Genomic DNA, 13417 nt, shown 5'->3' with positions numbered 1-13417 from the left:
GCGATGCTCAGTTCGCATCCGAGCCTCCATTCGGCTGCCGGCCCCCGGACGTTGCAGCGTCGCGGGGGCGTTGTGTTCTCTCATGGCCGCGGGCGTCAGGCCGCGGCGTTCAGCTTCCGCTCGTCGTCGAACAGCGACGCACGCGGAGACGCCAGCTCGCGCGCGAGCGCGGCGCGGGTCGCGTCGTCGGGCTGCGCGCGTCCGTTGACGATCCGCGAGAGCTTGAACTCGCTGATCCCGACGGCCGCCGCCACGTCTCGCTGGCTGCGGCCCGACGCGACGATCGCGAGCTTCAGGCGGGTCACGATGGTTGCCATGGCCAAGATCTTAGGGATCTCACCAAGATCTTGCAACAAGATCTTGCAATCGGCCGTGCACCGGCGATCCTGCCTCCGTGGCGTCCATCGACGATCGGCCCGAACCGGAAGAGGTCGCTCGCCGCGTGCGCGCGGCGCAGGCCTACGCGAAGCTCTCGCGCGAGGAGCTCGGCCGCGCGATCGGCAAGAGCGGGTCGGTGATCGACGAGATCACCGGCAAGCGCTCGCGGCTGCGCGGGGCCTCGTGGGAGGAGCTGCGCGCGATCGCGGCGCGCTGCGGCCTGCCGTTCGAGTGGTTCTGGGCGGACTTCGACCAGCTCGGCGAGATCGCGCCGGCGAGCAGAGCGCCAGCGCTCTTCAACGAGGGCATGACGTCGGCGCGCGACGCGCTCGATGACGCGCGGATCGCCTCAGCCGGCCTGCGTCGAGCGCGCGGCCCAGGTTCGATCTGATCGCGAACAGGACCTTCCCGACGCGGGAGGTCGCGGGAAGCCTCGACGCCTCCCTCGCGAGCACGTCGATCACCATCGTCAGCGCCGCGATCTCGGCGTTTGTCAGCGGCGTCTGCATTCGTTCTCCATCACACGTTTCACGTGGCCCCCACGGCCGCGAAGTCCGAAGTCCGCCCCCACTGCGTCGAACCTCTTCGACCAGTAAATGCCTCCATTCGGGCACTGTCAAATGGGGCCGTGAACGAGGCCCGGAAACGGCCCCGGTCCCAGAGATATGTAGCGCGTCGGTGCGCCAACGCGTCCCTTGGTCAGTCGCCGCCGACGCGTACGGTGCCGCCATGCCGCGCATTTGCACCACCGTCGACGGGGAGCTGGCCCGGCGTCTCCAAGCAGAGGCGCGCCACCGCAGAATCACCCGTGCCCGGCTTCTGCGCGAGGCCGCGATCTACTACCTCGGCGCCGCTGAGGCGGCCCGCGCCCTCGCGGACCTGCGCGCGCAACTCGACGAGCAGGCCGCTCGGCTGGAGCGGCTGGAGCGGCAGCACGGCAGCAGACCGCACCGACCGCACCCGCGAGTCGTCAACCCGGGATGAGGACGCGCGCGAGCGCGACGATCGCCCCGCAGAGCGCGCCGGCGGTCGCGCACCCGGCGACGACGATCCGGCCCAGCGACTCGCGCGCTCTCGATCCTCCCGCACGCTGCTGCAGGTCCTGCTCGAGCCGGCCGAGGCGGCTGTCGACGTCGCCCTTGAAGCGGACGAACTCAGCGTTCGTCGGCACCTGCTCCAGCTTCGTCCGCAGCTCACCCAGATCCGAGCGAACCTGGGCGTGCTCGCGCGCCGACGCCTGTTGGATCGCGTTGAGCTGATCGCGCAGACCCACCATGTTCACGTCGATCGCCTTGAGCGACGCTTCCATCAGGTCGCGCATCGTGATCTCGTCGTCGCGCATCCGCCCCGTCGCGCTCAGTACTTGATCCAGGCGTGGAGCGCCAGCGACGGCTGCATGTTGTTGTGTGCTGCGCCGCTGCCGTTGTTGTAGATCGAAACCCCGGCTCTCCCGGACGGGATGCCGTGCGCGTGGAGGCCATTGTCGCTTCCTCCCATGTTGTCGATCGCGCCGTACCCGCCGATTCCGTACAGCGAGAACGAGGCATTCGCTCTGTACGAGCCCCAGCCTGGGGCCGGCCGGTCCGCCGCGCCGTTGTGCGTTCCGCCGCCGTGGTTGTGCCCAGGATCGTAAACGTCATGCGCATGCACGCCGTTCTGCGCGGCGGTGAGACTGTGGGTCTCCGCACCGACGGCTGCGCCGATTGCGCGATGCGTCAGCGACCCGAACTGCGGCAGCCCCGGAGTCACGAACCCCTGTCCCACGCCGACCGGCGCGCGCCCGCGGAGGTCGGGCAGACCGAACGTCGTCGAGCCGTTTCCCGCTCCGAAGGTCGTGCCGATCGCGTCGAAGAGCGCTCTGTACGTCGTCCGATCCGGAAGGCCTCTGATGCCTCCGTCGCACGCGAACCACCCGAGCGGCGGCGTCCCGTTGAGGGCCGCCGACCATCTGACATCGCCCGGCTGGAACGACGCGGGGACCCAGCCCCCTCCGAAGTCGTAGTAGAGCACGAGCCCGTCGGTCGCGTAGTAGAAGCGGCCTTCGACGCCCGCGGCCGGCCGGGCGGCGAGCGTGCCCTGGTCGTAGCCGAGCACGACGTCGTCGAGCTGGTCGCGGAGTCTGACGACGTCGTCGGGGACCATCGCTCGATCCCCACCGCTCGGCGCGTGCAGCCCAAGTCGTGTCGATGGTCTTGCGGCCATGGTCAGCCCTCCAGGAGGTCGGTGTAGTCGGTCGTTCTCGCGGCGACCTCGTCGTAATCGACGTACGTCGAGGCGACGTCGTCGTAGTCGAGCTCGTCGGTGATCAGCACGTCGTAGATCAGCCCGGCCGGGATCCTGCCCAGCAGGCGCAGTCTCAGCTCCGCCTCGTCGACCCCCGGCTTGAGCCGGGATCTCTTGACGATGACGCGACCGTGGTATGGCGCGTCGGTGCCGGACGGCTGGTTGGGGTCGTATCGCTCCCGCAGCCGGACCGCGCCGGGCGTTCCGTCGGTGAAGCTCTCGGCGTACGAGAGGATCGCGCGCGGTCCGCCGCGCCAGAAGCCCTCACGCCCGCGGATCGCCGCGCGCCGATCGTCGTCGCTGAGCCGCTCGATGCCGCGGACGCCGGCGAGCTGGCCGACGAACGGCAGCATGTCGATCTCGCTCGCGGCTCCCGGAGCCCAGTCGACGTCGGTCGCCAGCGACCAGCCAGGAAGCTCGACGACGACCTCCTCGCCGTCGACCAGCTCCGTCCGTTCGCTGTCGCGGACGATGTCCGAGACGGACTGGCGCATGCGCCCGATCGCCTCGCACAGGTGCGCGAGCGCCCAGTCTTGGAGGTGGTCCTCGTACGCGAGCGGACCGACCGCGGCGTAGAGCTCGGCGCCGCACGACCCCATCGGCGGGGGTCTCGGCTCGACCGGTCTCGGCTGTCCGCCCCCGTCCGGGTCCCTGCTGACCGCGTAGACGGTCGTCATCTCGATCACCGTCGCGTCGTCCGCGCCGCGGCCGTCGAAGGTGACGGAGATCGTCTCGCCGCCGTTGTCGGTGACGGTCAGCAGGCCGTACTGCGCGGAGCCGAGATGGGTCCCCTCCGAGAAGGTTCCGCCCTTTCTCGATCCGGAATGGTGCCCGAGCGGCGCAGCCTGAACAGCGGGGATGCCGCCGGGCGAGTTGGTGCCGTCGTCGGCGGCGAGCATGTGGGCGTCGCCGGAGACCATCAGGATGCGGTCGAGGACGCCGGCCGCTCTCCACGACGCGATCAGCGCCGCCCGCTCGGTCGAGTAGCGGCCCCAGGCGTCGCCGTCGAGCCGTCTCGGATCGTTCCACGGCACGGACGAGATCACGACGATGACCGGCTCGGTCGCCGTTCTCATCACGCCGTCGAGCCACACCCGCTGCGCGGCGCCGAGCGCCGACTTCTGGTCGTCGTCGGGATCGGCGAGCGGGTCGCGCTGCGATCGGCAGTCGAGCACGACGAACCGGACCCGACCGCACGTCCAAGTCTGGTGGATCGCGACCGGATCGGCGAGCGCGTAGTGAGGCTCGCGCTCGCGGTAGACCTGCGCGGCGGCCGTCGCCGTGCCGCCGGCCTCCCCGGTCGAGTCGTGGTCGTCCCACACGTGCACGACGGGCATCGCCCGCATCACGGCGTCGATCCCGGTCGTGGAGCCGACCGTGTCGTAGCTCGCGCGCAGCCCGGCGACGGTCATCGGCCCGATCTCGTCCGGGTAGCCGAGATCGCCGCTTTGGATCATCACCTGCGCGCCCGACGCGACGATGCGCCGGTGCGTCGGAGAGACGCCGAACGACGGGTGCGCGCACGACCCGAACGCGACTCTGAACGAGGCCGGCTCGGTCGCCATCGTGCGGAACGTGCCGCGCCCGGTCAGGAGGAGCGTGCCGTCGACCTCGACGCCGTAGTAGTACGACGTGTCCGCACTCAACCCGGAGACGGGAAGCCGCAGCACACGCTGCGCGTCGACCGTCTCCGGCTCGCTGTAGAACGCACTCGACAGATCCGGCGTGGTCGACAGCGCCAGGCGCCCGATCGCGCCTCTGTCGACCGTGTAGACGACCTCGGCGGCCGCTGAGGTCACGCCGCCGCACCACTGCGTGAGGACTGCGGGCGTCGGCGGCGTGCCGGCACCGAACACGACGAGGATCCCGGCTGACTGGTCGCCTTCCCCTCCGAGCGACGTGACGGTCGTCGACACCGGACCCGCCGCGTGCACGACGCGATCGGCGAACGCCCCGCCGACGTCCTCTGGCACGAACGCCCGGTCGGCCGCGGCGAACGAGTCAGACCAGGACGCGTACACCCCGTCGTCCGGAGGATCCCAGTTGTACCACGTGTCCACCGCCAGGTGAGCGACCGCGAGCGCACCCTCCTGCGCCATGACCGGACCGACGGTGAGCGCTCTCACTCTCTCCGTGGTGGACCAGGTCGCCGCATGCTCGACATCGCCCAGTTCGCCGACGGCGTACTCGGCGATCCAGCCCGCGGCGTTGTCGGCGGTCGTCCACGTCCATCCGCAGACGTCGGCCGACGTGCCGTCCGCGATCCGGTACGCCATCGCGAGCGCGACCTGTCCGAAGCCGCTCGCCATGCCGTCGTCGCCGGCGATCAGGGTCCAGCCGGTCGAAGGTCTCGGCACCGATCCAGCCGACTTGTTGACGCTGATCGCACTGACGAGCAGCGCGCTCGCGGCGGCCGTTCTGGCGAGCGAGACGGCGAGCGACGTGACGGCGGGCGACGAGTACGCGGTCGCGTGCTGCCGTCGGGCGATGCCGGCCGCGTGGTGGGCTTGGACCCGCGCTCTGGAGAGTGCCGTGGGGTAGATCGCGACCTCGTCGAGCGCCCCGACCCAGTGGCTGCCTGCGTCGTCGGCACCGATCGTCAGCGGCGTGGACGTCGCCTGCAGCGGGCTCCACGATGCCGGGCCCGAGACGTCGACGCCGTCGAAGTAGATGCGCACGAACGGCGCACTCGCGTCCCAGGTGACGACGACGTGCGTCGTGACGCCCTGTCTCAGCGGCACGACCGCCTTGCAGATGTCCTGGACCGAGTTGCGGCGGAAGATGAGTCTGCCCGTGTCGTCGAAGCGGACGATGTACGAGCCCTCGCCCTTGTCGACGATCGGGCGGAACGCTGCGTCGGCCGTGTCGACCCGCACCCACGCCTCGATCGTCCCTCTCGTCGTGAGGTCGAACGCCGGCCGATCGGCGAAGCTGACGTGTCCGGCGCCGTCGAGCCTCACCGCACGATCAGCGTCTCCGCGCACCAGGCCGGGAACGCCGAGCGTGCAGCTTCCGACGTACGTGCCCGATGTGCCGCCGACCGCGTCGGCGGCTGAGGTTCCTCTCGTCTCGCCGAGCCGGATCCATGCCGCCGGCGCATCGGCCGTGACCTCGGAGACGTACGTAGGTCGGTAGGGGATCGGCGGGTCCTCGTCCAGCACGGTCGTGCCCACGATCGCGACCTGGTCCGCGCCGTTGCCGGTCAGGTCTCTGATCGGCGCCGCCGGCGTCGGCTGATCCAGAAGCCAGAGCGCGGCCGGTCTGCCGATCTCCAGCCAGCTGGTGAGCGACGGCGCCGTCGCGAGCGATCTGACCGCGGCGGCGTCGAGCTCAGAGGCCCAGACCGCGTGGGCCGCCAGCTCCCCGCCCCAGCAGTCTCCAGGGCCGGGCGGGTAGAGCATGCCCAACGTGTACGTGCCGCCGGTCGTGGCCGCCGCGTCGCCCACCACACCGTGCACGGAGGTGTGCAGCACTCTCGCTGCGAAGTCGTACGAGTGGAACGTTGCCGCGACCGACCCCGCAGCCTTGGTCAGCACGAGCAGCCGCCACTCATCGGCGGCCGCGAATCCGCCTCCGCCGTACGTCGCGGTGGCCCACTCGCCGGCGACGAATCCCACGCCGTTGCTCCCGATCACCTCCGCATGGAAGCCGAGCGGGATCCCGGAGGCGTCGTGCGCCCCGCCGAGCGCCCGGTCGACGCCTGGCGCCTGAGCGCGCGACCGCAGCAGGAACGCGAGCGTGACGGCTCTCGTCACGCCGGCCGCGCCGATCGACAACGTGACGAAGTCGTCGACCCCGTCGAATCTCCGGATCGGCATCTGCTATGCCTCCGTCACTTCGCCCAGGATTCTGGGGCCGGGTCTCGGCAGCGGCACGAGGCCGTCGAGCGCGACGTCGCTCGTGCCGGGGGTCCCGTTCGCGCGTGCGATCCCGAGGCTGGTCACGTAGCGCAGCCCGGGCACTTCGTTGAGCACCTGCGCCACCTCGAGGTAGCGCACGTTCGGCTCGTTGACCCACGTCGTGCCCGTACCGTCGGCACGGTCCTCTCCGATACCCCATCGCGCAGGCGACAAGAACTGTCTGAGCGCGATCACGGCGTCGTCGAGGACGGCTCTCGGGTCGTACGACGGCCACGCGATCGCTCTGAAGTCGACGTCGATCTCGGTGTAGATCGGGTCGATCACCGAGCACAGCCAGTTGACCTCGCGCAGGCCCTCGATGCTCGCCTGCACCGCCGCGCGCTCCTCTCTCGAGAGCGGGTCGCCGGCGGCGGTGATGACCGCCACCGCGACGGCACGCTCGACGGGGTTGCGCTCGCCGCCGTGCTGGCGCACGCTCACCGCGACCGTCGAGGATGCGGCCGCCTCGGCCTTCCACGGGCCGTATCTCGCTCTGCCGTTGAGCGTCACGACGACGGGCGCCGTGCCGAGCGGCCCGCCCGTCGCTCTCGCGCCATAGGCGGCGAAGTCGGTCTCGATCTGGGTGCTGGTTCTGGCGTGGGCGACGGTGATCGCTCTGCCGGCGCCGTCGTAGACGGAGCCTCTCCCGACGCCGACGGCGATCTCGATCACCTCGGGACGCCACAGCTGGTGGTTGACGGCGAGCGCACGCGCGACGTTGTCCTGCTGGCGCGCGATCGCCGCGAAGTCGTCGAGCAGCACCGGGGCGGGCGTGGCCAACGCGAGCGTGTCGACGAGACGCTGGAGATAGTCCTCGTCGGACTCCGCGTCTCTGCCGTTCGCAGACTCGCTGGCCAGCTCGATTCTCCTGATGAACTCGAACGAGCGGATCGGCACGACCGTCGTGCCGGTCGGTCTCAAGCCGTTGGCGTCCGCGCCTTCTCTGCCGGGCGCGGCGCGCAGATCCACGACCCCCTCGGGCGGATCGAGGTTGGGCTCGATCGTGTGCGGCGCGACGACCAGCATCGTCACGCCCTCGTCGCCGGACGTCTTGACGAGCACCTCCAGTCCGGCGGGGATCGTGTAGCCGGCGGTGTCGCGCATCGTGAACTTCGCTCTGGCCGTCGCGGGCACCGCGCGCTGCTGCTCGACCCGGTGCACCTTCTCGCCGAGCGGACGCAGGATCTGCTCGATCGGCACGTCCGCGGCGATGTCGCGCTCTTCGGCGACCATGCGCGCGTGCGCGCCGATCAGCCAGGACATCAGGTCGCCGTCGGCACGCTCCCAGCCGAGCCCAGCCGATTCCAGGTAGTCGTACGCGATCTGTTCGAGCGCGGTCGGGTCGGTTTCGATCTGTGGGCGGATCACGGCCACGGTCAGGACTCCTCGTCGATCAGGATGCGGATGCTCTCGGCGCGCAGGTCGTCGAGCGACTCGACGAGCTCGACGACCGCGTCGGCACGCGGTTCGGAGTCGAGCAGCGCAGCGCGCAGCTCGTCGACGTCGACGCCGCCGGCGGCCATCAGGTAGTTCGGAATGCCGAAGTCCGGCGCCTCGATCCGGGAGCCGAGCTCGGTCCGCGCCGCGGCCTCGACGCATTCCGCGATGTGCTGCGCCGAGTCCTGCTCGACGGTCGCGAAGCGACCGCGCTCGACGCGCAGCGGCAGAGACAGGTGTGGGTTTCCAGTCATGTCAGTCCTCCGCCCAGTAGCTGATGCCGTCGAGGCCGACGAGGTTCGTCACGGTTCTGGCCCATGCCGCGCCGGCGTTGATGAACCGGACCTCACCGTCGGGAAGTGCGTCGACGCGCATGCGCACCGGGACGGCGCCGGCATACCCAAACGTGATGAACATCCGGCGCGTGCTGGGTCGGAAGCCTCTTGGCAGCACGAGCATCGGCGTGTCGGCGACCCACTCGTCCGTGGCCCGACTGACGATCCCGCGCAACATCGTGAAGCCGCTGAGATCCTGTGCATAGCCGGCCACGAACCGTGGATCGGCGGCGGCATGGTTGGTCCACCCCGCGACGAACTCCGGGCTTCTCCAGTCCCGTGGCACGACCGGCTCGGGCTCGCCGGTCCACTCGCCGGAGACGACCCACGGCCGGCCGATCTCCGACATCACGACGAGGCAGCGGTCGCCGCGCGCGGGGACCGCACCGGGCGTGCGCGGCCATGACGCGACCTCCCACGCGTGGCGCGCGAGTACGTCGCCGTCGAAGTCGTCGATCGTGACGGTCAGCGCATCGGGGTCGGGGTCGGAGACGCGCGCCTCGAGCGCGAGCGGCTGCTGGGGGCGCTGGCGGCGGAGGGCGCTCATGCCTTCTTCGCTCCGACGTGTATGTGGTTGTAGTGGTTTGAACCGCCGACGTAGGTCCGCCAGAAGATCTGGATCCGGTAGCCGCGATAGTTGAAGGCGTCACCCTCGATGTGGATCTGCTGACCCTCTGCGTAGGTGCGCCCGAACAGTGCCGCGACCGCGATCGCCGCCCGGTTGAGCTCCGGAATCTGCGGCGTCGGCCCGGTCGGGTTGCGACCTCGGATCGCTATGTCGCGCGCCGCCTGCAGCGCGGTGTCGGCACCGTGATCCGAATCTGTGTCGCCGGGCGTGTACCCCCGTGAGACGCGGGCGCTCGGGGCGAGGCGGAGGGCGACCGCCGCACACTGGTCGACGATCCCCTTCGCACCGCCCTCGGTCGTCACGCGACCGTGACCGTCGACAGCACCCTGCTCCGGTCTCTCACCGCCGTCGCCGCCCACCTGCGTCGTCTCGGTCTGCGTCGGCACGATCGGCTTGCGACCCTTGACGAGCGTGATGCGGGCGGTGTCACCGAAGCGCGAGCGCTGATAGTCGCCCACGAGCCAGCGGCCGCGTTGGCGACTGTCTTCGTCGCTGCCGGCCGGGCCGCATGTTTCGTCGAGCACGACGACGCTCCCTGGCGGCGCCTGCCACGCACGCACGTTGCATTCGAGGTCGACCGATCGCAGCAGCTTGCGCGGCGCCCACTCCCAGTCGAGCAGCGTCACGCCGGGCGTCTCCTCGCCGATCGTCATCAGGCGCTCGCTCTGCATCAGTGCCTGATCGGCGAGGTAGTACGGCGTGTTGGCGACGACGAAGAAGCGGAAGCGGTACGACTCCGCGATCCGCATCGCGGCGTCCCAGTACGACTCGCCGCGCTCGACGGTGAGCGGCGCCTCGACCGTCCGCGTTACCGTGCCAGGCGGCATGCTCGTCCCGTCTCCCCCACCGAACTCGGCCACGAGCGCCCGGGCCTCGGGGAGGTAGCGCTCCCAGCCGCTCTGGCGCGCATACGCGTTGTCGGGCCAGTTGCTCGGCGCCTCGACGGTGACGGCGATCTGAACAGGGTCCGAGACGGTCCGCGCGAGCGCGATCGCGCCGTTGCCCTGGAACCCTCTCCCGCCGAGCATGAACGCACGCGCCATGCCCGCGGTGTCGTGCGGATCGGGCCAGTTCTTCGGGCTGCTCTGCAGGACGCCGTAGTAGCCATCTGCGGGCGAGAACGTGCCGGCGTGCGCGCCGAGCGCCGACTCGGCGATCCCGGCGAAGGCGATCGCGACCATCGCGACCTCGGGTGCGTTCAGCTCCGCCCCGACCGACAGCAGCGTGTTCGCCTCGGCGATCTGCGAGCGCGCGATCGGCGCGCCCTTCACGGTGAGTCTGGCGTCGTCGGCGATTCCGCGAGCGCGCCGGCGGACGCGACCGTCGCGGTCGCGATCGGCTCTGAAGCTCGTTCTGCCGGCGGCGGACCGCGCACGCGCACGGCGCTCCTCCGAGAGCGGCTCGTGCATCTCGGGAGCCGGCACTCCGGCCCGCTCGCACAGGCTCGCGATGAACGCGCGCTCTCTCTGTGCCCCGGCCGTCGTCTTGGTCGCCCCGAACGAATCCCGCAGCAGACATGCCGTGCGGTCCTCGAAGGTCAGCTCGAACACGTCGCGGCGCTTGACGACCGACCGCAGCCAGTAGGCGACCCCGTCGACGACGAGCTCGACCTCTCGCCCGAGCCGCTCGTCGTCCTCGCTGTGCAGGTCGAGCAGTCTCGTCTCGATCAGCCAGCGCTCGGGGTCGAGCACGCCGACGCGCACGATCGGCGCGCCGCTGATGCTCAGCTCCTCGTCGAAGCTGACGAGCCCGTCGCCGACGACGACGTCGATCTCGTCGCCGTCGAGCCGGACGTCGCCACGCAGTGCGCGAGTGGTTCTGTGCCATTCGACGGTGCTCACGTCGAGAGCCCCAGCAGCTGCACCGGATCGCCTCTGTCGACCGCGATGTGGAGGTGCGGTACCCCACCGCCGAGGCCGGATCTGCCGATCTGCTGTCCGCCCACGACTTTGGCGCCCGCTCTGACGCGCGGCGACCGCGTGCTGAGGTGCGTGTAGAACCAGCGGCGGCCGTCGTCGGTCTTGATCGTGACGGTCAGCCCGTCGGTGCGCCCCGAACCGTCGCCCACGCTTCCAGCGGCCTTCTCGACCGTGCCGCTGCGAACCGCGAACACCGTAGTGCCGACCGGGACCTCGATGTCGACGGCCTCGTCGGACTGCCAGTTGTGCGGCCAGTCGACGCGGCTGTGCGACCCGTCGCCTCCCGGACCTCCGAGGAACTTGCCCCGCGCCGAGAGCGGGTACCAGTAGCCGCTCGTGCCGACGCGGCTCGCGGCAGACGACGCGCCCGCGCTGCCTTCGCCCTCGCCCTCGTCCGCCGCCTCGGTCGGGACGGTTGGCTTGCGCCCCTTCACGAGCGTGATTCGCGCCTTGTCGGCGAAGCGCGAGCGCGCGTACTCGCCGACCAGCCAGCGGCCGGCCGCGGGACCGCAGTCGTCGTCGAGCTCGACGACGCTGCCCGGCGGGGCCTGCCAGGCGTGGACGTTGCACTCGACCTCGGTCTGCCGCAGCTCCTTGCGCGGAGCCCATTCCCAGTCGATCGCGTCGACGCCCGGCGAGTCCTCTGCGATCGTCATCCGCGGCCGGCTGTCGAGCAGCGCCTCGTCGGCGACGTAGTACGGCGTGTTGGAGACGACGAAGAAGCGGAAGCGGTACGACTCTGCGATCCGCACTGCGGCGTCCCAGTAGGACTCCCCGCGCCCGACCGTCAGCCGCGTCTCGGTCCGTCCGCCGCTCGACGTCGCGCCGCCCTGCATCGCGACCCCGCGGCCGAGATACGCCTCGACGATCGCCCGCGCCTGGCCCTCCCACTGGTCGTAGTCGGCCGCTGGCGGGCCTCTCTCGACCTGCTGGCCGAGCTGGCCGATCGTCCAGTCCGGCCGCAGGCGATCCCATCTCATCGCGCCGCCCTTCGACGCCCAGCCGGGATCGCGCAGGAACGCCTCCGCGTTGAACGCGACGTCGAGCGCTTGCGCCATCGTGACTGGGCGGCGCAGGTGTGTGTTGGAATAGTCGACCCGGGGCTGCAGAACGCCGTAAGAGCCGTAACCGTCTTCGCTGGGCGTTCGCAGGTTGGTCAGGAACGACTCCTGGATCGCGACCGCGATCAGCGAGACCATCACCTTGTCCGACGCACCGAGCCGCGTCGCGACCTCGAGCAGTTGCGAGGCGATGTCGAGCTGGCCGGGCGTCCCCCACGCCGACTTGACTCTCAGCCGGGCGCCGGGGGCGATCCCAGACTCCAGGCGGTCGTCGGCGGCTCTGCGGGCTCTGTCGCGCTTGCCTCTCGACGTACCCGTCCCCGTCGACTTGCGCGACTCCAGCTCCTCTTGCAGCGGATCCCGGGTGATCGGATCCTCCACCTTCGCCAGCGCGCACAGTCGTCTGATGAAGGCGCGGTGGTCGCTCGCGCCCTCCTTGTCCTTCGTCGGCCGGCCTCTGTCGCGCAGCCGGCAGACGGTGCGGTCCTCGAACGTCAGCTCGAACACGTCGCGGCGCTTGACGACCGACCGCAGCCAGTACGCAACGCCGTCTACGACCAGCTCGACCTCGCGACCGAGCTTCTCGGCGTCGTCTCTGCGGAGGTCGAGCAGCTCGGATCCGACGAGGACGCGCTCGGGGTCGAGCACCCCGACGCGCACGATCGGCGAGCCGCTGACGCTCAACTCCTCGTCGAAGCTGACGAGCCCGCCGCCGGCGACGACGTCGACTTCCTCGCCGTTGAGGTGGATGTCGCCGTCGAGCGCCCGCGCCCGGCGTTCCCACGCGACGACGCTCATCTCCCGCCCCCGACCGGATACTTGACTTTGTCGCCGGTTCTCGGCTTCCACCCGCGATGTCGTCCGTTGAGCCGCAGGAGCTGCCGCACGCCCTCGGTGACCTCTCTGTTGCCCTTCTTCCCGAGGCGTATCCGCGCCACGTCGGCGAGCGTCTGGCCCTTTCTCATCTCGTGCAGCTTCGTGCGCGCTCTCGCTCTGCTTCTGATCGTGACGAGTTCGACCTTGACGTACTCGCGCAAGACGACGGTCGCGAACGCGCGTACGCGCACGCCTCTGACGACGTCGACGTCGCCCCACTGGATGTCCTCGACGAACCACCGGGCCTGCTGGGCGGGCACCTTGCCCTTGATCTTCAGCAGCGGCGGACGCATCCCGCGAGGCGCACCGACCGGCTTCCGGCCGAACGCATCGAGCGTTCTCATGTCGCGGTCGCAGTTCGCCCACGGGGGCTGGACCGGCCAGCCGCCGAGGATCAGGCGCAACGTCAGCCGCTGCGACTGCGTTCCGCGGAAGACGGTCGCCGACACCTGTCCCGGCCGCTCCTCGTCCTCCCAACCGCCGTAGCCGCCCTCGGACATCGAGTAGCCGTCGTCGAGGTGCGCACGGACGATTCTGCGCGTCTCGTCGGAGACGAGGATGATCTCTCTGCCGAGAGGTCTCACGCTTCGCCGATCGTGCC

At 70.5% G+C, this 13417-nt stretch carries 12 protein-coding genes; 2 read left to right on the top strand and 10 right to left on the bottom strand.

What is annotated here, in order from left to right:
- Positions 1 to 95: 95 nt before the first annotated feature.
- On the bottom strand, positions 96 to 317 hold the full coding sequence (locus CWOE_RS08745; protein WP_012933231.1) for a helix-turn-helix domain-containing protein: 222 nt from the start codon (positions 315 to 317) through the stop codon (positions 96 to 98).
- A 77-nt stretch (positions 318 to 394) separates the two neighbouring features.
- Here CWOE_RS08745 and CWOE_RS08740 point away from each other — a divergent pair, with 77 nt between their 5' ends.
- Complete coding sequence (locus tag CWOE_RS08740) at positions 395 to 769, top strand: helix-turn-helix domain-containing protein (RefSeq protein WP_148260952.1); 375 nt, start codon at positions 395 to 397, stop codon at positions 767 to 769.
- A 338-nt stretch (positions 770 to 1107) separates the two neighbouring features.
- Positions 1108 to 1362: a hypothetical protein gene (locus CWOE_RS32660; protein WP_012933229.1), complete on the top strand. Its 255-nt coding sequence runs from the start codon at positions 1108 to 1110 to the stop codon at positions 1360 to 1362.
- Here the strand turns inward: CWOE_RS32660 and CWOE_RS08730 are convergent.
- The 9 genes from CWOE_RS08730 to CWOE_RS08690 form a co-directional block, all read right to left on the bottom strand.
- Positions 1349 to 1720, bottom strand: coding sequence for a hypothetical protein (locus tag CWOE_RS08730; protein ID WP_012933228.1), 372 nt, complete (start codon positions 1718 to 1720; stop codon positions 1349 to 1351). The genes CWOE_RS32660 and CWOE_RS08730 overlap by 14 nt on opposite strands.
- 14 nt (positions 1721 to 1734) lie before the next feature.
- Positions 1735 to 2520, bottom strand: a complete 786-nt coding sequence (locus CWOE_RS30460) for a phage tail protein (protein WP_012933227.1) — start codon at positions 2518 to 2520, stop codon at positions 1735 to 1737.
- A gap of 62 nt (positions 2521 to 2582) precedes the next feature.
- Positions 2583 to 6479, bottom strand: coding sequence for a LamG-like jellyroll fold domain-containing protein (locus CWOE_RS08720; RefSeq protein WP_012933226.1), 3897 nt, complete (start codon positions 6477 to 6479; stop codon positions 2583 to 2585).
- Positions 6480 to 6482: 3 nt separating this feature from the next.
- On the bottom strand, positions 6483 to 7934 hold the full coding sequence (locus tag CWOE_RS08715; protein WP_012933225.1) for a baseplate J/gp47 family protein: 1452 nt from the start codon (positions 7932 to 7934) through the stop codon (positions 6483 to 6485).
- A 2-nt stretch (positions 7935 to 7936) separates the two neighbouring features.
- Positions 7937 to 8251 carry a hypothetical protein gene (locus CWOE_RS33385; protein ID WP_012933224.1) on the bottom strand — a complete coding sequence of 105 codons (315 nt, stop codon included), beginning with the start codon at positions 8249 to 8251 and terminating at the stop codon, positions 7937 to 7939.
- Position 8252: 1 nt separating this feature from the next.
- The gene (locus CWOE_RS08705) at positions 8253 to 8879 is read right to left on the bottom strand and encodes a hypothetical protein (protein WP_012933223.1); all 627 of its coding nucleotides are present in this window, start codon (positions 8877 to 8879) and stop codon (positions 8253 to 8255) included.
- Positions 8876 to 10801: a hypothetical protein gene (locus CWOE_RS33380; RefSeq protein ID WP_012933222.1), complete on the bottom strand. Its 1926-nt coding sequence runs from the start codon at positions 10799 to 10801 to the stop codon at positions 8876 to 8878. Before CWOE_RS33380 ends, CWOE_RS08705 begins: the two co-directional genes overlap by 4 nt.
- Positions 10798 to 12738 (bottom strand): M23 family metallopeptidase, encoded by a 1941-nt coding sequence (locus tag CWOE_RS30455; RefSeq protein ID WP_012933221.1) that lies wholly within the window; start codon positions 12736 to 12738, stop codon positions 10798 to 10800. Before CWOE_RS30455 ends, CWOE_RS33380 begins: the two co-directional genes overlap by 4 nt.
- Entirely contained in the window at positions 12735 to 13400 is a 666-nt protein-coding gene (locus CWOE_RS08690) for a hypothetical protein (RefSeq protein ID WP_012933220.1), read from the bottom strand. Before CWOE_RS08690 ends, CWOE_RS30455 begins: the two co-directional genes overlap by 4 nt.
- Positions 13401 to 13417 lie beyond the last annotated feature (17 nt).

This window comes from Conexibacter woesei DSM 14684 (assembly GCF_000025265.1).
GTDB lineage: Bacteria > Actinomycetota > Thermoleophilia > Solirubrobacterales > Solirubrobacteraceae > Conexibacter > Conexibacter woesei.
Note: the sequence above shows the minus strand (reverse complement) of the source record. Positions and strands in the feature narration are given on the sequence as shown.